The organism is Jatrophihabitans sp. (assembly GCF_036000465.1).
Lineage (GTDB): Bacteria > Actinomycetota > Actinomycetes > Mycobacteriales > Jatrophihabitantaceae > Jatrophihabitans.
The window spans coordinates 44512-63095 of record NZ_DASYFV010000035.1; the positions used below are offsets into that span (position 1 = coordinate 44512).

Genomic DNA, 18584 nt, shown 5'->3' on the forward strand with positions numbered 1-18584 from the left:
CGTGACGACCGAGACCCTCGGCGGCGTGCTCGCCGCCGCGTTGTGCCGCGGCGGCCGGGCCACGGCGATCCGCACCCGCACGGCCGAGACCTCGCACGCCGAGCTGCTCGATCAAGCGGCCCGGTTCGCCAACGCCCTGGCCGGGCGCGGGGTCCGCCCGGGCGATCGCGTCGCGCTCATGGTCGCCGATCGGGCCGAGTCGGTGGCCGCCTACGTCGGCTGCTTTTTAGGCGGCTTCGTCGCGGTGCACGTGAACGACCGGCTGGCCGCGCCCGAGATCGAGGCCGTCCTCGCCGACGCCGACCCCCGGGCCTTCGTGTACGCGGGCGCGCTCGCGTCGAAGGTCGACACCGTCGCCACCCCCGAGCTGGGCGTCGCCATCGGCGAGCGGGCCGCCGGGAGGCACGACGACTGGGCCCACCTGCTGTCCGACGCGCCGGCCGGCGTCCCCTCCACCCCGCGGCGGCCGGACGACCTCGCGATCGTCGGCTACACGAGCGGGACGACCGGCACGCCCAAGGGCGTGATGCACTCGCAGCTGACCATGCTGCGCGCGCTGCGGCACATGCCGACCCACTTCGACTTCCGCCCGCACAGCCGGTGCGCGTTCACCGGCACGCTGTCCTTCGTCGCGGGACTCTGGGGCGTGCTGCTGCCGCACCTGTACCTCGGCGGCGAGATCTCGTTCATGGCCGGGCTGGCGCCGGACGAGTGGTTCGACCGCATGCTGGCCGAGCGCTCGCACGTCACCTACGTGCCGACCCCGCTGGCCGGTGCCTTCGTCGACGAGGTGCACCGCCGGCCCCAGGTGCTCGAGACGCTGCGCAGCGCCATCCACTCCGGCTCGCAGATCCCCGCGCCGGTGCTGCGGGCGGTGGTCGACGCCGTCGGGGCTCGCTTCGGCGAGTCCTACGGCCTGACCGAGACCGGGGCCCCGGTGACCCGCACCGAGGCCGACGACTGGTCGCCCGGTTGCGCCGCCGAGGACGTCTATGCGAGCGCCGGCCGCTGCGTGCACATCGCCGACGTCACCATCGTCGGGCCGGACGGGTGCGAGCTGCCGGCGGGGGAGACCGGTGAGATCACGGTGCGCTCCGACACCCAGTTCGTCGGCTACCTGAATCGCCCCGACCTGACCGCCGAGGCGGTGGTCGACGGCCGGCTGCGCACCGGCGACATCGGGCACCTCGACGCCGCCGGGTACCTCTACGTGACCGACCGGGCCAAGGACATGATCGTGTCGGGCGGCATGAACGTGTACCCGGCCGAGGTCGAGGCCGCGCTGGCGGGCGTGCCCGGGCTGGCCGAGATCGCCGTCATCGGCGTCCCGGACGAGCGGTGGGGCGAGACCGTCGTGGCCGTCGCGGTGGGCGAGCGCATCGACGAGGCGGCGGTCATCGGGGCGGCCCGCGCGCGCATCGCGTCGTACAAGAAGCCGACCCGGGTGGTCTTCGTCGACGCCCTGCCACGCACGGCCAGCCTCAAGGTCGACAAGCCCGAACTGCGACGGAGGTGGGCCGCCGGCGAGCTCAGCTGACCGACGTCGGCGCCCGCTTCTTCGGCGGCCGCGGGACGAGCCCGCTCGTGCGGGCGGCGTACTCGACGTAGGCCGGGCCGCGGGTGCGGGCCAGGCGCCGGTCGAGCATCCGCTTGCCGGTCTTCTTGACCAGCATGTAGGTCATCAGCACCGGCGCGAACACGGTGGCGACACCGATCCACGCGCCGCAGGCGATGAGCCAGAACGCGAACATGACGCACAGGTCGCCGAAGTAGTTCGGGTGCCGGGTCCAGGCCCACAGCCCGCGATCCATGATCTTCCCGGCGTTGGCCGGGTCGGCCCGGAAGCGGGTGAGCTGCAGGTCGCCGACGGCCTCGAAGAACAATCCGATCGCGGCGAGCGCGACCCCGATCCAGGTGATCGCGTTCGGCGGCTCGTGCTCGACCAGGGCCACGGTGATGGGGATGGCCACGATCCACATGACCCAGCCCTGGGCCCAGAAGATGGTCTTGACGACGAACGGGACGAGCGGGCCGGTTCGCCGCCGCATGAGCGCGGTGTAGCGCGGGTCCTCGGGCTGCCCGTGGTTGCGCCAGTGGATGTAGCCGGCGAGGCGCAGCCCCCACACCACCGGCACGAGCAGCGCGATCAGCCGGCGTCCCGGGTCGCCGTGACCGAGGGTCACGCCGAAGCCGACGATCGCGACGGCCACGAAACCGAGGCCCCAGAACGTGTCGATGATCGACCAGTTCGCCTGCTTCAGCGACAGCGCGAGCGTCACGCCCATCAGCGCCGCGATGGTTACCACCGCAACGCCGAGACCGATCACCAGAGGCGTCCATGACACGGCACCCACGACTTTGCCTCCAGCTGGTCGAACCGTCGAAGTGACTGCGTTAGTTGTAGTACCGCGTAAGCGCAATGGCAAGCAGGTCAGGTAAGTCGAAGACTGTTCTTGTCCAGGTGACTCTGTTTGCTGTAGTAAGAAGCGATGCAGCTGGAAGTGTCGCTCGGTCTGTGGCAGGACCGCCCCGCCGACGAGGTGATCACCACCGCCGCGCTCGCCGACAAGCTCGGGTACCGCGCCGTGTGGATCGGGGAGATGGCGACGTGGGACGCCTTCGCGCTCGGCGCGCACATCGGTGCGACCTTCCGCTCCAGCTCGCTCGTGCTCGGCCCGTTCGCGGTCGCCGTGCGCGATCCGATGATGATCGCGATGGGGGCGGCCTCGGTCGCCGCCATCACCGGGCGACCGGTCGAGGTCGCGCTCGGCACGTCGTCGACCGTCGTCGTGGAGGGCTGGCACGGGCGGGACCGGTCGCGCTCAGGGCAGGCGCTCGAGGAGTCGGCGCGGGCGGTGCGCGCCCTGCTCGACGGCGCGAAGGCCGACGTCGACGGACACGTCGTCCGTACCCAGGGGTATCGACTGCGCCTGCCGGCGCCGCGCTCGCCGCTCGTCGTCGCAGCCTTCGGCCCGCGCGCGCTCGAGGTGGCGGCGACCCACGCCGACCGGCTGGTGCTGAACCTCGTCGACCCGACCCTCGCCGGCGAGCTCGTCGCCGCCTTCGAGCGCGCGTGCGAGCGGATCGGCCGACCGCGGCCCCGGGTCGCGCTCTGGGCTGCTGCCGCGGTCGACCCCGGAGCGGCGTCGGTCGATCAATTGCGCCGCTCGGTCGTCGGCTACCTCGCCGCCCCGGGGTACGCCGAGATGTTCACCCGGGCCGGCTTCGGCGCGCTGTGCGAGTACGCCGCCACCCGCCCGCACCCGGCCGACCTCCTCGCCCGCGTGCCGGCCGAGCTGAACGAGGTCGTCGGGCTGGTCGGTGACGCCGTGGCGGTCGAGGCGCGCATGCGCAGTTACCTCGCCGCCGGGGTCGACGACCTGGTCGTCGTGCCGTCGGCCACCGATGACGATCCCGCCGGTGCGCACACGCTCGAGGTCCTCGTCGACATCGCGGGCCGCTGGGCGGCGGACGGCCGGTAGAACGCCTCGCCGAACCCGCAAGATCGACTCCGGACATCGTTGTCGTCCCCGCGGTTCCGGGACCTCCGGTCCGACGTCCGCGTGGGGGTTTGGCAGGGGCCCTCCGGCCTTGTAGCGTGTCCTGAGTCTGTTTGGTTACTCGACCGTGACCTCACTGTCACCAAATGGACAGGCCGAATTGCGGTCGACGTCGTTCCAGGCGGCGTCGTCGTGAACCGGGGACCCAGGTCCCATGGGGTGAATCGGCGCGACGGGGGACGAGACCCGCTCCTTCGCCGTGTTGTAGGGCATCTTCTGGCCCGAACCCGTCAGCTAACCCGGTAGGCGTCGCGGAAGAAGGAGCAACACCAGCCGTGGTCCTGCAGTCATCGGTTCGTCGCGTGCGCGCGGCGGTCGTCATCGCCTCGCTCGTCCCCCTCGTGGCACTGGTCCCGTCGACCGGCTCGGCCGCTCCGGCCCCCACCGTCGCCTCGGTCACCGCGCAGCTGGACACGCTCGCCCGCAGGTCCGAGGTGCTCGCCGAGAAGTACAACGGCGCCCGGATCGCCCTCACCACCGCCCGCACCGCCGCGCGCCAGGCGCAGGCCCGGGCCGGCGCCGCCGAGCGGCAGTCGAGCGCGGCGCACGAGAACTTCGTCGCCCTGCTGCAGGCGCAGTACGAGGACGGCCCGTCGGCCTCGACCGGCGCGATCCTCACCAGCCGCAGCCCCCAGCAGTACATCGACGGCATGGACACCCAGGCGATGCTGTCGCGCCGGGCCGCCTCGATCGTCGACGCGTACACCGCCGCCCGCAGCCAGGCCGAGGCCGCGCGGGTCGAGCAGGACTCGGCGCTGCGCACGGCCACCGCGCAGGAGAAGGCGTTGAAGGGCCAGCGGGACGCCGTGCAGGCCGAGACGGACCGGCTGACGAGCCTGCTGGCCACGCTGACCGAGCAGCAGCGCCAGGCCTACCTGAGCCGCCACCAGGCCACGCTGAAGGCCTCGTCGAGTTCGTCGGGTTCGAGTTCGGCGTCCACCGGCTCGACGATCAAGGTCCACGCCGGCAGTGCTGCGGCCCAGAAGGCCGTCGACTTCGCCCTCGCCCAGGTCGGGAAGCCCTACGTCTACGGCGCTGCCGGGCCCGACTCCTACGACTGCTCCGGGCTGACCATGGCCTCCTGGGCGTCGGCCGGCGTCAGCATCCCCCACCAGTCGACCCAGCAGTACAACTACGGCACGCATGTCAGCTTCGACCAGCTGCAGCCGGGCGACCTCGTGTTCCTCTACAGCGACCTCAGCCACGTCGAGATCTACATCGGCAACGGCCAGTCCGTGTCGGCCCCGCAGCCGGGCGAGAACGTGCGCATCGTCAACGAGTCCGACTACCGCAGCGACTTCGCCGGGGCAACTCGGCTCGCCTGAGTGGCGCAACGTCCCGACCCCCACGGGACGTTGCGCCCAGGCGGGTGCGGACCTCCGCACCCTGCCGTCCCCGTCCCCGCCCGCGACGATGGGTGGGACGAGAGGACGCCGATGACCACGCTCGACGACCGCGCCCCGAGCGGTCCGCCGCGACCTGCCTCCGGGCGCCGGGTCGCCCTGATCGCGGGCGGCGCGGTCGTGCTCGTCGCCGGCGCGGTGGTGGCCGTCGCCGGGGCGACCGGGGCGTTCCGCTCCGACTCGTCGTCGACGGCCTGCTCGGCCCCGGCGAGCCTGCCCGGCACGGTCGTGACGACCCGGTTGATGAACATGGGCGGCACCGGCATGCACGGGTCGATGATGAGCGGCGGCAGCGTGGGCATGGGCGGCTCGGCGATGCACCAGTCCCAGTGGCCGACCTGGACCCGCGGCATGATGCGGCTCGTCACGAGCGTCGACACCGTGCCCGCCGGCCCGGTGTCGATAGTGGCCGCGAACCTCGGCACGATCAGCCACGAACTCGTCGTCCTGCCGCTCACCGGCCCGGCGGGCACGCGCCCGGTCGGTGCCGACGGCAAGGTGAGCGAGACCGGCGGCCTGGGCGAGGTGTCGGCCTCGTGCGCCGCCGGTGCGGGTGACGGCATCAGGGCCGGCTCGACCGGCTGGGTGACGCTCACGCTGACGCCGGGTCGCTACGAACTCGTCTGCAACCTCGCCGGCCACTACCGCGCCGGCATGTCCGCCGAGCTCGACGTCACCTGAGTCCGCTTCCCCTCTCGCGGACCCATTCTCGCGAGGAAGTCTGGGGTCGTCCGGAGGGGAAGGCGTCTAAGCGGTGACCGTGACGCCCTTCCAGAACGCGACGCGGTCGCGGATCTCGGCGGCGGCGTCCTTGGGCTCCGGGTAGTACCAGGCGGCGTTCTCGTTCGTCGCGCCGTCGACGTCGAGCGAGAAGTAGGACGCGGTTCCCTTCCACGGACAGACGCTGGTGTGCGCGGAGTCGCGTAGCACGTCGTCGCGCACGGACGAGCGCGGGAAGTAGTGGTTGTTCTCGACGATCACGGTGTCGTCGCTCTCGGCGATGACCGTGCCGTTCCAGGTTGCGGTAGCCATACCTGGACAATTTCGCGACCCGGAGCGCTATTCCCGCGTCGGCTCAGGTGTGGATCGTGACCCGGGTGCCGTTCGGGGCCCACGCGAACAGCCACGCCATCATCGACAACGGAGTGTGGACGCAGCCGTGCGAACCGCCGGTCCGGTACCGGCTGCTGCCGTACGGGAACGTCTGCCAGGACGAGTCGTGAAAGCCGTACGGGCCGCTGTACGGCATCCAGTACTTCACCGGGTAGGCCCCACCGGTGGCCGGGTGGAGCGTCGTGTCGCGGGTGTGGGCGTACACGTGCCAGGTGCCGGTCGGCGTGCCGTAGCCGTAGGCCGACATGCCGGTCGTCACCCAGGTGGCCCGGATCTGCTGGCCCGCCTGGCAGGCCCGGCCGGACTGCTCGCCGATGTCGACGACGATCGTCTTTCCGCGGCTCAGCGGGCAGGCGTTCGGCAGCCGGGTCGACCAGACGAGCGCGCCGCCCGAGGTCAGCGCGAGAACGCCGTCGTTGCCCATCGTCAGCACGTCCGACGTGCCCGAACCGGCCGTGCGCGGGTTCCACCGCGTGACCCCGCCCTGCCGCACGTACAGCGATCCGTTGGTCGCGAGGGACAGCACCGCGTTGCGGCCGGTCGCGACCGTGCCCCACACATAGCGATTCGTCGCCACGGTGCGCACCACGAGCCGGCCGTCGCGCTGGACGACCGCGTAGTAGGAGTGCGCGGTGGAGGTGAGTCGCTGCCCGACGGGCAGCGACGCCCCGGCCCGCAGGCTCGACGGCAGGGTCGCCGCCGACGCCGCGACCGGCACCGCGAACGAGGCAAGGGCCGCGCCGGCCGCGAGCAGCGCCGTGGCGATCCGGCGCCTCACTGCTGGCCCGCCTGCAGCCGGATGAACAGCCCCTCGGCCTCGGCGAGCACGGCTCCGGTGGCATCGGTGAGGCGACCGGACGCGAACCGCTTGCGTCCCTCGAGCGAGTCGAGGGTCGCGTCGAAGTGGAGTTCGACGTCCACGGGGGTCACCTTCCGGAAGTTGACGGTCAGGTACGCGGTGCGGGCGATGCCCGACTGATGGCGGTTGGCGACCCGACCGAGCAGGTCGTCGAAGAGCAGCGGTTGCGTGCCGCCGTGCACCGCGCCGTTGCCGCCGAGGTGGAAGCGGGTGAACGTGACCCGGCCCGACAGGCTGGTCCCGGTCTCGGCGTCGATGACGAAGGGCGGCAGCAGCGGGTGGCCTCGGCCGGGCAGGTCCGGGCGCCAGCTGTCGAAGCGGTCGACCTCGGCGACCTGGTGGGCGGCCAGTTCGTCGGCGAGCTCGAGCAGCCGCTCGGTGACGTCCTTCGAGACCTCCGGCGGCAGCGCCGCGCCGGCGAGGCGGTCCTGCAGCAGCCGCTGCGCGTGGTGCAGCTCGGCGTACTCGGCGCCACCGCGCGGGCTGTCGTGCTGGCGGTACCAGTCGATGTCGCCGTCCGGCCAGGGCGACATGCGATCGTCGTTCATGATCCGGGCGCCAGTTCGAAGTCGGCGAAGTCGAAGCCGGGGGAGACGATGCAGGCCACCAGCGCCGCCTCGTCGCCGGCCGGTGCCGCGGTCTGCCACTCGCCGGGCCGGACGAGGTACTGGCCGCCCTCGCGCAGCTCGCAGCTGAAGTCGCCGACGGGGCTCTCGTCGCGGCCGCCGACGGTGAGCAGCAGCGGGCCGCCGCCCTGCCAGAGCCACAGCTCGGCCGAGGCCACCCGGTGCCAGGCCGACCGCTCGCCCGGCCGCAGCAGGAAGGCGACGCAGGTCGACAGCGGGCGGGGGCCTCGCGGCGTCTCGGTGATCAGCTCGTGACGCCACGTCTCGCGGTACCAGCCACCCTCGGGATGGGGCGCCATGGACAGCGATTCCGGCTCGAGCACCGCGTCAGGATATGCGCCAGGATGGGGCGATGGACGCTGCCAACGGTTCCCGATGGTCGATCAGGTCGCAGGACTCGTTCCTGTGCATCGGGTGCAAAGGGTCGGTGCTGTCGATCGGCTCCGTGGGTTCGGTGCTCTCGGGTCGATCGGCTCGGCGCTGTCGTTGCTGTCGATCGGCTCGTTCCTGTCGGCCGGCTCGATCTTGAGCTCGATGTCCGAGCGGTCGGTCATGTCGTCGCGGACGCGCCGCCGGGTGTTGGGTTCCGGCTGAGCCGCATCGGCGTGTGATCGATGCCGTCCTCGACGAAGTCGTCGCCGGCCCGGACGAACCCGAGACCCTCGTACCACCGCGTCAGGTGCGACTGCGCCGCCAGCACGACGGGGCGGTCGCCGCACAGCTCGATACCGCGCTCGAGCATGCGGGCGGCCAGGCCCTGCCCGCGGGCGCTCGCGGCCGTCGCCACCCGGCCGATGCGCACGGTGCCGTCGGGCTCGGGCAGCACCCGCAGCGTTGCCAGCACCTCGCCGTCCGCCGCCTCGACCCAGACGTGCCGGACGGCCGGTTCGAGGTCGCGGCCGTCGAGGTCGAGGTAGATGCACTGCTGCTCGAGCACGAACACGTCGCTGCGCAGCGCCATGATGCGATAGATGGTGGCGGCGTCGAGGTCGGCGGCGGCGGCGTCGCGCACGCGACGGTCGGTGGTGGGCACGGTTGTCGACGCTAGTGGCCCGGGGTTGATCGGGTAGCTCCGTGCCGACGGGGCGACTCGTGTTGGATGGAGGCATGTCTCTTTCCAAGCCAGTCATCGAGTACCCCGGCGGCGAGCCGCCGACCGACCTGAAGATCGAGGACATCGTCGTCGGCGAGGGCGCCGAAGCTGTGCCCGGCGCGACGGTCGACGTCCACTACGTGGGCGTCGAGTTCGAGAGCGGCGAGGAGTTCGACGCCTCATGGAACCGCGGCCAGTCGATCGAGTTCCCGCTGCAGGGCCTGATCCAGGGTTGGCAGGAGGGCATCCCCGGCATGAAGGTCGGCGGGCGCCGCCAGCTGACGATCCCGCCGGAGAAGGCCTACGGCCCGGCCGGCGGCGGGCACCGGCTCTCCGGCCAGACCCTCGTGTTCGTCATCGACCTGCTCGCGGTCAAGGCCTGACCGGCGCGGGGCGTCGTTCCCAGTCGATCTTCATGCCCGGACGGGTGCCCGGCGCCGCCTGACCATGATGATCGCCGAAGCCGCCCCACGAGGTCGCGCGGCGGGTGACCGGGCGCGGCTGAAGCGGAACAAGTCGGGTGGCCGACCGCCGTCGGGGATGCGGACACGGCAGGCCTGATCGAGGTTTAGACTCGGTCCGTACTGCTCGTGAACGGATTCACAAAGTCCCCCAAGCCCTTCAGCGGTCGGCCGCGCAGCCCGCGGAACGCCACCACCCCGGCGTCCGACCGCCCAGCCAAGACGGGAGCGGCCATGTCGGCGCCAGGCACGATTGCCCCGACGGGCGACGACCCCGCCGAGCCGCGTCCGGCGAGCATCGCGCCCGACGACGCGAACGTCGCCGACGTAATCGTCGTCGGCGCCGGCCCGGCCGGCAGCAGCGCCGCGTACTGGCTGGCCACCGCGGGGCTGGACGTCGCCCTGGTCGAGAAGACGTCCTTCCCCCGCGAGAAGGTTTGCGGCGACGGGCTGACCCCGCGCGGCACCCGGGCCCTGGTCGACATGGGTATCGATGTCAGCGAGAGCAACGGCTGGCTGCACAACCGTGGCCTGCGGGTCATCGGTGGCGGTCAGCGCCTGCACCTCGACTGGCCCGAGCTCACCAGCTTCCCGCCGTTCGGCCTGGTCCGCCCCCGCGCGGACCTCGACGCGATGCTCGCCAACCAGGCGGTCAGGGCGGGCGCGCGCCTCTACGAGCGCACGAGCGTCACCGAGCCGATCCTCGACGCCACCGGCCGCGTCGTCGGCGTCAAGGGCCGCACCGCCGACAAGCAGCCGGTCAGCTTCCGGGCCCCGATCGTCATCACCTGCGAGGGCGTCTCGGGCAAGCTGGCCCAGCACCTCGACGTGCACCGCAACGACAAGCGACCGCTCGGCGTCGCCGTCCGCCGCTACTACATCAGCCCCAAGACGAACGACGACTACCTGGAGTCGTGGCTGGAACTGTGGGACGGCAAGCCCAACGAGTCGCAACTGCTGCCCGGCTACGGCTGGATCTTCGGCATGGGCGACGGCACGGTCAACGCCGGGCTCGGCGTGCTGAACTCGAGCGCCGGCTTCCAGAAGACCGACTACCGCGCGCTGCTCACCCGCTGGCTCGACAACACTCCCGAGGAGTGGGGCCTGCGCGAGGAGAACGCCACCTGTCCCACCCGCGGCGCCGCGCTGCCGATGGGCTTCAACCGCACGCCGCACTACCTGCGCGGGCTGCTGCTCGTCGGCGACTCCGGCGGCTCGGTGAACCCGTTCAACGGCGAGGGCATCCCGTACGCGATGGAGTCCGGACGCTACGCGGCCGAGGCCGTCGTGCAGGCGCTCGCCCGGCCGGCCGGTCCGAGCCGCGAACGGGCGCTCGAGGCCTACCCCGACCGCATGGCCGACGAGTGGGGTTCGTACTACCGCCTCGGCGGCGTGTTCGTGAAGCTGATCGGCAACCCGGCGGTCATGCGCGCGTGCACCCGCCACGGCCTGCCCCACCCGGGCCTGATGAAGTTCGTCCTCAAGCTGCTGGCCAACCTGACCGACCCGCACGACGGCGATCTGTCCGACCGGGTGATCAACGTGCTGACCCGGCTGACCCCGGCGATCCGCTAGTGACGCCCTGTCGAGAACGGCGTCCCGCACTGGGACTAGCCTGTGCAACGCGCCCGAAAACCCCCAGCGAGAAGGGAGAACAGCGCTAGATGCTCGCGCCCTATCTGCCGATCCTGCTGCTGTTCCTGTTGGCCCTCGGCTTTGCGACCTTCTCGGTGGTCATCGCGCCGTACGTCGGCCCGCACCGCTACAACAAGGCCAAGCTCGACTTCTACGAGTGCGGTATCGAGCCGACGCCGCAGCCCATCGGGCCGCAGCGCTTCCCGATCAAGTACTTCCTGACGGCGATGCTGTTCATCGTCTTCGACATCGAGACGATCTTCCTGTACCCGTACGCCGTGTCGAACAAGGCGCTCGGTCTGTTCGGGCTCGTCGAGATCATCCTGTTCATCGTCACGGTGTTCGTCGCCTACGCCTACGTCTGGCGCCGCGGCGGACTGGATTGGGACTGATAGGCCGTGGGACTAGAAGAGAAGTTGCCCGACGGCGTCCTGCTGACGTCGGTCGAGAAACTGGTCAACTGGACGCGCAAGTCGTCGCTGTGGCCGGTGCAGTTCGGCCTCGCGTGCTGCGCGATCGAGATGATGGCGTTCGGCGGCCCGCGCTTCGACTCGGCCCGCTTCGGCATGGAGGTCTTCCGGGCCTCGCCGCGCCAGGCCGACCTCATGATCGTGGCCGGCCGGCTGAGCCAGAAGATGGCCCCGGTGCTGCGCCAGATCTACGACCAGATGCCCGAGCCGAAGTGGGTTCTCGCGATGGGCGTCTGTGCCTCGTCGGGCGGCATGTTCAACAACTACGCGATCGTCCAGGGCGTTGACCATGTCGTCCCGGTCGACATGTACCTGCCGGGCTGCCCGCCGCGTCCGGAGATGCTGATCGACGCGATCCTCAAGCTGCACCACAAGATCATGAACGAGCCCCTCGGGCCGAAGCGCGCGCGCCGCCTCGAGGGCCAGCAGGTCGACCTCGTTCCCTCCAGCTACAAGTACGGGCGATAAGGCATGGGTGGACCAGTAGAGCGTCCCGTCCCCGACGACGCGGCTCCCGAGCAGGGCGCGGCCGACGTCGCGCGGGCGACGGTCGGCACGGGCAGCGCCGACTCCCCGTTCGGGGTCGAGCGGCACGGCATGTTCGGCGTCGCCGGCAGCGGTGACACCTCCGGCTTCGGCGGTCTCGTCCGCGAGCCGTGGACCCCGACCGCGGCCGAGCGCCCGTACGGCAGCTACTTCGACGACGTCGTCGACGCGCTGCACGAGGCCTACCCGCAGGCGGGCGCGGCGATCCGCAAGGTCGTCGTCGACCGCGGCGAGCTGACACTGCACATCGAGCGCGAGCACCTGCTCGGTGTCGCCGCCGCCATGCGCGACGACGCCAACCTGCGCTTCGAGCTCTGCTCGTCGGTGTCGGGCGTCGACTATCTCGGCTCGGCCCAGCGCCTGCACTCGGTCGTGCACCTCACCTCGATGACGTACCGCCGTCGGGTGCGCCTCGAGGTGTCGGTCAGCGTCGAGGACCCGCACGTGCCGTCGCTGACCGGGCTCTACCCGACGGCCGACTGGCAGGAGCGCGAGACCTTCGACATGTTCGGGATCGTCTACGACGGGCACCCCGCGCTGACGCGCATCCTCATGCCCGACGACTGGGACGGCCACCCGCAGCGCAAGGACTACCCGTTGGGTGGCATCCCGGTGCAGTACAAGGGCGCCACCATTCCACCGCCGGACGAGCGGAGGGCCTACAAATGAGCACTACTGACGACTACGCGCCGAGTCGCGAGACGACCGAGGGTCGGGTCTACAACCTGGCCGGCGGCGACTGGGACGAGATCTTCGGCGGCACCGACCCGATCCATGACGAGCGGCTCGTGCTCAACATGGGCCCGCAGCACCCGTCGACCCACGGCGTGCTGCGCCTGGTCGTCGAGCTCGAGGGCGAGACGGTCACCGACCTGCGCACGGTCATCGGCTACCTGCACACCGGCATCGAGAAGAACGTCGAGTTCCGGACGTGGACGCAGGGCGTCACCTTCCTGACCCGCGCCGACTACCTCGCGCCGCTGTTCAACGAGACCGCCTACTGCCTGGGCGTCGAGAAGCTGCTCGGCGTCGAGGTGCCCGCGCGGGCCCAGCTCATCCGGCTGATGATGATGGAGATCAACCGCGTCTCGTCGCACTGGGTCGCCCTCGCGACCGGCGGCATGGAGATGGGCGCGCTCACCGCGATGACCAACGGCCTGCGCGCCCGCGAGCGCTGCCTCGACATGTTCGAGCTGATCACCGGTCTGCGCATGAACCACGCCTACGTCCGCCCCGGCGGCGTGGCCCAGGACCTGCCGGACGAGGCCGTCCCTGCCCTGCGCAAGTGGGTCACCGACATCCGCGGCGAGATCAAGGGCCTGCGCGGGCTGCTCGCCGGCCAGCCGATCTGGATCAACCGGCTCAAGGACGTCGGCTGGCTCGGCGTCGAGGGCTGTATCGCTCTCGGCGTGACCGGCCCGATGCTGCGCGCCGCCGGACTGCCGTGGGACATCCGCAAGACCGAGCCCTACCTCGGCTACGAGACCTTCGACTTCGACGTCCCGGTGCAGCACGGCGGCGACTGCTGGTCGCGCTTCCTCGTCCGCATCGACGAGATGGAGCAGTCGGTCCGCATCGTCGAGCAGGCCCTCGACCGGCTCGAGCCCGGCCCGGTGTGGGTCGACGACCCGAAGATCGCCTGGCCGGCCAAGCTGGCCATCGGTCCCGATGGCATGGGCAACTCGCTCGAGCACGTGCAGAAGATCATGAGCGGCTCGATGGAGTCGCTGATCCACCACTTCAAGCTCGTCACCGAGGGCTTCCGGGTCCCGCCGGGCCAGGTGTACACGTCGGTCGAGTCGCCTCGCGGCGAGCTCAGCGCGCACGTCGTCAGCGACGGCGGCACGCGGCCCTACCGCGTGCACCTGCGCGAGCCCTCCTTCGTGAACCTCCAGTCGGCGGCGGCGCTGTCCGTCGGCGGCATGGTGTCCGACGTGATCGCCTCCGTCGGCTCGATCGATCCCGTGATGGGTGGAGTGGACAGATGAGTCCCGACTACGAGCTCAAGACGTTCGCCGATGCCCCGGCGAGCGTGGCCCCGACCAATGCCGCCGCCGGTCGGGCGAACTTCCGGACGAGCGTCATCAACCTGGACCGGCCGGGTGACCCGTCGGTCTTCGGGGAGAAGACGCGGGCCGAGGCGGCCGAGCTGATCTCGCGCTACCCCGAGGGTCAGGCGCGGTCGGCGCTGCTGCCGCTGCTGCATCTCGTGCAGTCCGAGCAGGGTTACGTCACGCCCGACGGCATCGCGTTCTGCGCCGACACCCTCGGCATCACCAAGGCCCAGGTGGCCGCGGTCGCGACGTTCTACACGATGTACAAGCGCTCGCCCACCGGTGAGTACCTGGTCAGCGTCTGCACCAACACGCTGTGCGGCATGCTCGGCGGCGACGAGATCTTCGGCGCGCTGAAGGATCAGCTCGGCGTCGGCAACAACCAGACCACGCCCGACGGCCGGATCACCCTCGAGCACGCCGAGTGCCTGGCCGCCTGCGACTACGCACCGGTCGTCACCGTCAACTACGAGTTCTTCGACAACCAGACGGTCGGTAGCGCGCGCAACATCGTGAGCCAGTTGCAGTCGGGCGACCGGCCGCTGCCCACCCGCGGCGCGCCGCTCTGCTCGTTCAAGCAGATCGAGCGCCAGATCGCCGGCTTCCACGACGAGGCCGCGCTGGCCTCGGAGGCGAACGGCTCGGGCGTCCCGACCGAGGCGGGCGTGAAGCTCGCGATCGAGCGGGGCGACACCGCGCCGTCCTACGCGGTCGACCGCACCGGCGGCGCCACCGAGCCGAAGGCGGCCGAGACGGCCCCCGCTCCGGCGAAGAAGGCGGCCCGCAAGCGCACGGCGAAACCCGCCGCCGACGCACCGTCGAGCCCCGCGACCTCCGAGGGCCCGAGCGAGCACGACGCCCCGCTCGAGACGGCCGAGTCCGACTCGGCGCACCCGAGCGACCCGGCCGGCAAGAAGGACGACTGACATGCCACTCACCCCAGTGTTGAGCAAGCGGTTCGGCACCCAGCAGCCGTGGAAGATCGAGAACTACGAGCGTCTCGACGGCTACGCCGCGCTGCGTAAGGCGCTGACGATGGCGCCCGACGACCTCATCGCGATGGTCAAGGACTCCAACCTGCGCGGACGCGGCGGCGCCGGCTTCCCGACCGGCATGAAGTGGCAGTTCATCCCGCAGGCGAAGCCGGGCGAACCGGTCAAGCCGCATTACGTGGTCATCAACGCCGACGAGGGCGAGCCCGGCACCTGCCGCGACCTGCCGCTGATGATGAACGACCCGCACTCGATGATCGAGGGCATCATCATCGCCTGCTACGCGGTGCGGGCCGAGCACGCGTTCGTGTACATCCGCGGCGAGGCCGTGCACGCGATCCGTCGCGTCACCGCCGCCGTCAACGAGGCGAGGGCCAAGGGCTACCTCGGTCGCAACATCCTGGGCAGCGGCTTCGGCTGCGACATCACCGTGCACGCCGGCGCGGGCGCGTACATCTGTGGCGAGGAGACGGCGCTGCTCGACTCGCTGGAGGGTCGCCGCGGCCAGCCACGTCTCAAGCCGCCGTTCCCGGCGACCAACGGGCTCTACGACGCCCCGACGGTCGTGAACAACGTCGGCACGCTCGCGAGCGTGCCGTACATCGTTCTCGGTGGGGCCGACTGGTTCAAGGAGATGGGCCCCGAGGGCTCGCCCGGCCCGAACGTCTACTCGCTGTCCGGTCGCGTCGCGAACCCCGGCCAGTACGAGGCGCCGATGGGCTCGACGCTGCGCGAGCTGCTCGAGCTCGCCGGCGGCATGAGCCGCGGCAAGGAGCTCAAGTTCTGGACGCCGGGCGGCTCGTCGACCCCGCTGTTCACCCGCGAGCACCTCGACACCCCGCTCGACTTCGACGCGACCGTCAAGGCCGGCTCGATGAACGGCACCTCGGCCGTCCAGCTGTTCGACGAGGACGACTGTGTCGTGCGCGCCGTGAAGAAGTGGTCGGAGTTCTACCGGCACGAGTCGTGCGGCAAGTGCACGCCGTGCCGCGAGGGCACCTACTGGTACGTCGGCATCTACGAGCGGCTCGAGAACGGTGCGGGCACCGAGGAGGATCTCGAGACCCTGCTCGACCTCTCGGACAACATCCTCGGGCGCTCGTTCTGCGCACTCGGCGACGGCGCGACCAGCCCGGTGTCGTCCTCGATCAAGTACTTCCGCGACGAGTACCTCGCCCACGTCGAGGGCAAGGGCTGCCCCTTCGCCTCCGACCGCGCGCTGGCAGGAGCCCACTAAATGACTGAGGCACCACCGAAGGAAGATCTTGTCACCGTCACCATCGACGGCATCGAGATCTCCGTTCCCAAGGGCACGCTGCTGATCCGCGCCGCGGAGCAGCTGGGCATCTCCATCCCGCGCTTCTGCGACCACCCGCTGCTCGACCCGGCCGGCGCCTGCCGCCAGTGCCTCGTCGAGGTCACCGACATGGGCAACGGCCGCGGCATGCCGAAGCCGGCCGCGTCGTGCACCACCACGGTCATGCCCGGCATGGTCATCAAGACCCAGCTGACGTCGGTCGTGGCCGACAAGGCGCAGCAGGGTGTCATGGAGCTGCTGCTCATCAACCACCCGCTCGACTGCCCCATCTGCGACAAGGGCGGCGAGTGCCCCCTGCAGAACCAGGCGATGAGCAACGGGCGCGCCGACTCGCGCTTCCACGAGGTCAAGCGCACCTTCCCCAAGCCGGTCGCCATCTCGTCGAACGTGCTGCTCGACCGCGAGCGCTGCGTGCTGTGCCAGCGCTGCACCCGCTTCTCGCTGCAGATCGCCGGCGACCCGTTCATCGAGCTGCTCGAGCGCGGCGCCCAGCAGCAGATCGGCACCTCCGACGAGGTCCCGTTCCAGTCGTACTTCTCCGGCAACACCGTGCAGATCTGTCCGGTGGGCGCGCTCACCGGTGCCTCCTACCGGTTCCGGGCCCGCCCGTTCGACCTGCAGTCCACAGACTCGGTCTGCGAGCACTGCTCCTCGGGCTGCGCGCAGCGCACCGACTGGCGCCGATCGAAGATCACGCGTCGCCTCGCGGGCAACGACCCGCTGGTGAACGAGGAGTGGAACTGCGACAAGGGTCGCTGGGCGTTCCACTCGGCCACCCAGGCCGATCGCATCACCGGCCCGCTGGTGCGCACCGCCGACGGCGAGCTCGTGCCGGCCAGCTGGCCCGAGGCGCTCGAGCGCGCGGCGCAGGGTCTGGCCGAGGCGGTCGACCGCGGCGGGGTCGGCGTGCTGCCCGGCGGTCGCCTCACCGAAGAGGACGCCTACGCCTACGCGAAGTTCGCCCGCGTCGCGCTCGGCACGAACGACGTCGACGCCCGCACCCGCCCGGTCTCGGCCGAGGAGCTCGACTTTCTCGCGCATGTCGCCGGGACGACGCCGGAGCACGTCTCCTACGCCTCCCTCGAGCAGGCGCCGGCCGTGCTGCTGGCCGGCCTCGAGCCCGAGGAGGAGTCGCCGATCGTCTTCCTGCGGCTCCGCAAGGCGACCCGCGACGGCGCGACCCGCGTCTTCTCGATCGCGGCCCTCGCCTCGCGCGGGCTCACCAAGCTCGACGGCACGCTGCTGCCGACGCTGCCCGGCGCCGAGGGCGAGGCGCTCGACGCGCTGCCCGGCGAGGTCGTCGGCGCGCTCGGTGCGGCCGGTGCGCTGATCCTGGTCGGCGAGCGGCTCGCGTCCTCGCCCGGCGCCCTGAGCGCCGCGGCCAGGCTGGCCGCCGAGACCGGCGCCAAACTGGCCTGGGTGCCGCGCCGCGCCGGTGAGCGCGGGGCGGTCGACGCCGGCGCGCTGCCCACCCTGCTGCCCGGCGGCCGCGCGGTGCGCGACGCTGCCGCCCGCGCCGAGGTCGAGGCTGTCTGGGGCGGCGCGCTCCCGACCCAGCCCGGCCGCGACATCGACGCGATCCTGCGCGCCGCGGCCGACGGCTCGCTGGCCGCGCTGGTCGTCGGCGGCGTCGACCCGGCCGACACCGCCGACCCGGCCGTCGCCGCCGAGGCGCTCGAGCGGGCCGGCTTCATCGTCAGCCTCGAGGTGCGGCACAGCGCGGTCACCGCGCACGCCGACGTCGTGCTGCCGGTCGCCCCGCAGGCCGAGAAGGCCGGTCGCTACGTCACCTGGGAGGGCCGGCGCCGGCCGTTCCAGCTGACCATCGCCGGCACCGGTGCGCTGTCCGACGCCCGGGTGCTGAACGCCCTGGCCGAGGAACTCGACGTCGACCTCAACCTGGCGAGCCTCGAGGCCGCGCGCGACGAGCTGCTGCGCCTCGGCGCCGTCGCCACCGTCGCCGCCGCGCCGTCGGTCAAGGGCACGAGCCCGACCCCGCCGGCCGCGGGGGAAGCCCTGCTCGCCACGTGGCACGAGCTGATCGACGCCGGCCGCATGCAGGACGGCGACGAGCACCTGGCCGGCACGGCCAAGCCGGTGTTCGCCCGCGTCAGCGCCGCCACCGCGGCCGAGATCGGTGTGGCCGACGGCGGCACGCTGTCGGTCTCGACCGACGCCGGGGCGCTGACCCTGCCGGTCGCCGTCGACGTCATGCCCGACCGCGTCGTGTGGCTGCCGACCAATGCGAGAGGCTGCGCGGTGCGCGGCACGCTCGGGGCGGTCGCGGGATCGACGGTGCGGCTGACCAATGCAGCGGCCCCGCCGGTCGTCGGTGTCGACGCGGAGGAGGGCGAATGAGCGACGCTTGCGGAGCGAATCATGAGCGCAGAAGTAGCGACGCTTGCGGAGCGAATCATGAGCGCAGAAGTCCTGTGGCGGCCGGACCGAGCGAAG

Annotated in this window: 19 protein-coding genes and 1 riboswitch; of the genes, 13 read left to right on the forward strand and 6 right to left on the reverse strand. The window is 71.5% G+C overall.

The features are described from left to right. The first annotated feature begins 1 nt into the window (after position 1). Complete coding sequence (locus VGN18_RS11445; RefSeq protein WP_327539817.1) at positions 2-1537, forward strand: class I adenylate-forming enzyme family protein; 1536 nt, start codon at positions 2-4, stop codon at positions 1535-1537. Here VGN18_RS11445 and VGN18_RS11450 read toward each other — a convergent pair. Then, on the reverse strand, positions 1530-2345 hold the full coding sequence (locus tag VGN18_RS11450) for a DUF1295 domain-containing protein (RefSeq protein WP_327539818.1): 816 nt from the start codon (positions 2343-2345) through the stop codon (positions 1530-1532). The two genes, VGN18_RS11445 and VGN18_RS11450, sit on opposite strands and share 8 nt — an antisense overlap. Before the next feature lie 144 nt (positions 2346-2489). Between VGN18_RS11450 and VGN18_RS11455 the strand changes: the two genes are divergently transcribed. The 3 genes from VGN18_RS11455 (at position 2490) to VGN18_RS11465 (ending at position 5644) form a co-directional block, all read left to right on the forward strand. Beyond that, on the forward strand, positions 2490-3482 hold the full coding sequence (locus VGN18_RS11455) for an LLM class F420-dependent oxidoreductase (RefSeq protein WP_327539819.1): 993 nt from the start codon (positions 2490-2492) through the stop codon (positions 3480-3482). 161 nt (positions 3483-3643) lie between these two features. Beyond that, positions 3644-3823, forward strand: a riboswitch (cyclic di-AMP (ydaO/yuaA leader). A 39-nt stretch (positions 3824-3862) separates the two neighbouring features. Beyond that, positions 3863-4885 carry a C40 family peptidase gene (locus VGN18_RS11460; protein WP_327539820.1) on the forward strand — a complete coding sequence of 341 codons (1023 nt, stop codon included), beginning with the start codon at positions 3863-3865 and terminating at the stop codon, positions 4883-4885. A gap of 111 nt (positions 4886-4996) precedes the next feature. Continuing rightward, entirely contained in the window at positions 4997-5644 is a 648-nt protein-coding gene (locus VGN18_RS11465) for a sulfocyanin-like copper-binding protein (RefSeq protein ID WP_327539821.1), read from the forward strand. Positions 5645-5710: 66 nt separating this feature from the next. Here VGN18_RS11465 and VGN18_RS11470 read toward each other — a convergent pair whose 3' ends face one another. The 5 genes from VGN18_RS11470 to VGN18_RS11490 all read right to left on the reverse strand — a co-directional run bounded on the left by VGN18_RS11470 (position 5711) and on the right by VGN18_RS11490 (position 8594). Continuing rightward, positions 5711-5995: a DUF427 domain-containing protein gene (locus VGN18_RS11470; protein WP_327539822.1), complete on the reverse strand. Its 285-nt coding sequence runs from the start codon at positions 5993-5995 to the stop codon at positions 5711-5713. Positions 5996-6038: 43 nt separating this feature from the next. Then, the gene (locus VGN18_RS11475; protein WP_327539823.1) at positions 6039-6854 is read right to left on the reverse strand and encodes a L,D-transpeptidase; all 816 of its coding nucleotides are present in this window, start codon (positions 6852-6854) and stop codon (positions 6039-6041) included. After that, a complete protein-coding gene (locus VGN18_RS11480) occupies positions 6851-7468 on the reverse strand; it encodes a PaaI family thioesterase (protein WP_327539824.1) in 618 nt (205 codons plus the stop codon). Before VGN18_RS11480 ends, VGN18_RS11475 begins: the two co-directional genes overlap by 4 nt. 11 nt (positions 7469-7479) lie before the next feature. Continuing rightward, a complete protein-coding gene (locus VGN18_RS11485; RefSeq protein WP_349259890.1) occupies positions 7480-7860 on the reverse strand; it encodes a cupin domain-containing protein in 381 nt (126 codons plus the stop codon). 251 nt (positions 7861-8111) lie between these two features. After that, positions 8112-8594: a GNAT family N-acetyltransferase gene (locus VGN18_RS11490; RefSeq protein ID WP_327539826.1), complete on the reverse strand. Its 483-nt coding sequence runs from the start codon at positions 8592-8594 to the stop codon at positions 8112-8114. A gap of 74 nt (positions 8595-8668) precedes the next feature. Here VGN18_RS11490 and VGN18_RS11495 point away from each other — a divergent pair, with 74 nt between their 5' ends. The 9 genes from VGN18_RS11495 to VGN18_RS11535 all read left to right on the forward strand — a co-directional run bounded on the left by VGN18_RS11495 (position 8669) and on the right by VGN18_RS11535 (position 18488). Continuing rightward, entirely contained in the window at positions 8669-9037 is a 369-nt protein-coding gene (locus tag VGN18_RS11495; RefSeq protein ID WP_327539827.1) for an FKBP-type peptidyl-prolyl cis-trans isomerase, read from the forward strand. A gap of 312 nt (positions 9038-9349) precedes the next feature. Further along, positions 9350-10690, forward strand: a complete 1341-nt coding sequence (locus VGN18_RS11500; RefSeq protein WP_327539828.1) for a geranylgeranyl reductase family protein — start codon at positions 9350-9352, stop codon at positions 10688-10690. An 89-nt stretch (positions 10691-10779) separates the two neighbouring features. After that, positions 10780-11142 (forward strand): NADH-quinone oxidoreductase subunit A, encoded by a 363-nt coding sequence (locus tag VGN18_RS11505; protein ID WP_327539829.1) that lies wholly within the window; start codon positions 10780-10782, stop codon positions 11140-11142. A 6-nt stretch (positions 11143-11148) separates the two neighbouring features. Further along, positions 11149-11688 (forward strand): NADH-quinone oxidoreductase subunit B family protein, encoded by a 540-nt coding sequence (locus tag VGN18_RS11510; RefSeq protein ID WP_327539830.1) that lies wholly within the window; start codon positions 11149-11151, stop codon positions 11686-11688. A 129-nt stretch (positions 11689-11817) separates the two neighbouring features. Beyond that, positions 11818-12435 (forward strand): NADH-quinone oxidoreductase subunit C, encoded by a 618-nt coding sequence (locus VGN18_RS11515; protein WP_349259891.1) that lies wholly within the window; start codon positions 11818-11820, stop codon positions 12433-12435. Further along, a complete protein-coding gene (locus VGN18_RS11520; RefSeq protein ID WP_327539832.1) occupies positions 12432-13754 on the forward strand; it encodes an NADH-quinone oxidoreductase subunit D in 1323 nt (440 codons plus the stop codon). Before VGN18_RS11515 ends, VGN18_RS11520 begins: the two co-directional genes overlap by 4 nt. Continuing rightward, on the forward strand, positions 13751-14746 hold the full coding sequence (gene nuoE / locus VGN18_RS11525; RefSeq protein ID WP_327539833.1) for an NADH-quinone oxidoreductase subunit NuoE: 996 nt from the start codon (positions 13751-13753) through the stop codon (positions 14744-14746). Before VGN18_RS11520 ends, nuoE begins: the two co-directional genes overlap by 4 nt. Before the next feature lies 1 nt (position 14747). Next, positions 14748-16049 (forward strand): NADH-quinone oxidoreductase subunit NuoF, encoded by a 1302-nt coding sequence (gene nuoF / locus VGN18_RS11530; protein WP_327539834.1) that lies wholly within the window; start codon positions 14748-14750, stop codon positions 16047-16049. Beyond that, a complete protein-coding gene (locus tag VGN18_RS11535; protein ID WP_327539835.1) occupies positions 16050-18488 on the forward strand; it encodes an NADH-quinone oxidoreductase subunit G in 2439 nt (812 codons plus the stop codon). Positions 18489-18584 lie beyond the last annotated feature (96 nt).

Coding starts and splice junctions, on each gene's coding strand:
- VGN18_RS11455 (WP_327539819.1), top strand. CDS start 2,490: ATGCAGCTGGAAGTGTCGCTCGGTCTGTGGCAGGACCGCCCCGCCGAC.
- VGN18_RS11465 (WP_327539821.1), top strand. CDS start 4,997: ATGACCACGCTCGACGACCGCGCCCCGAGCGGTCCGCCGCGACCTGCC.
- VGN18_RS11470 (WP_327539822.1), bottom strand. CDS start 5,995: ATGGCTACCGCAACCTGGAACGGCACGGTCATCGCCGAGAGCGACGAC.
- VGN18_RS11480 (WP_327539824.1), bottom strand. CDS start 7,468: ATGTCGCCCTGGCCGGACGGCGACATCGACTGGTACCGCCAGCACGAC.
- VGN18_RS11485 (WP_349259890.1), bottom strand. CDS start 7,860: ATGGCGCCCCATCCCGAGGGTGGCTGGTACCGCGAGACGTGGCGTCAC.
- VGN18_RS11495 (WP_327539827.1), top strand. CDS start 8,669: ATGTCTCTTTCCAAGCCAGTCATCGAGTACCCCGGCGGCGAGCCGCCG.
- VGN18_RS11500 (WP_327539828.1), top strand. CDS start 9,350: ATGTCGGCGCCAGGCACGATTGCCCCGACGGGCGACGACCCCGCCGAG.
- VGN18_RS11505 (WP_327539829.1), top strand. CDS start 10,780: ATGCTCGCGCCCTATCTGCCGATCCTGCTGCTGTTCCTGTTGGCCCTC.
- VGN18_RS11515 (WP_349259891.1), top strand. CDS start 11,818: ATGTTCGGCGTCGCCGGCAGCGGTGACACCTCCGGCTTCGGCGGTCTC.
- VGN18_RS11520 (WP_327539832.1), top strand. CDS start 12,432: ATGAGCACTACTGACGACTACGCGCCGAGTCGCGAGACGACCGAGGGT.
- nuoE (WP_327539833.1), top strand. CDS start 13,751: ATGAGTCCCGACTACGAGCTCAAGACGTTCGCCGATGCCCCGGCGAGC.
- nuoF (WP_327539834.1), top strand. CDS start 14,748: ATGCCACTCACCCCAGTGTTGAGCAAGCGGTTCGGCACCCAGCAGCCG.
- VGN18_RS11535 (WP_327539835.1), top strand. CDS start 16,050: ATGACTGAGGCACCACCGAAGGAAGATCTTGTCACCGTCACCATCGAC.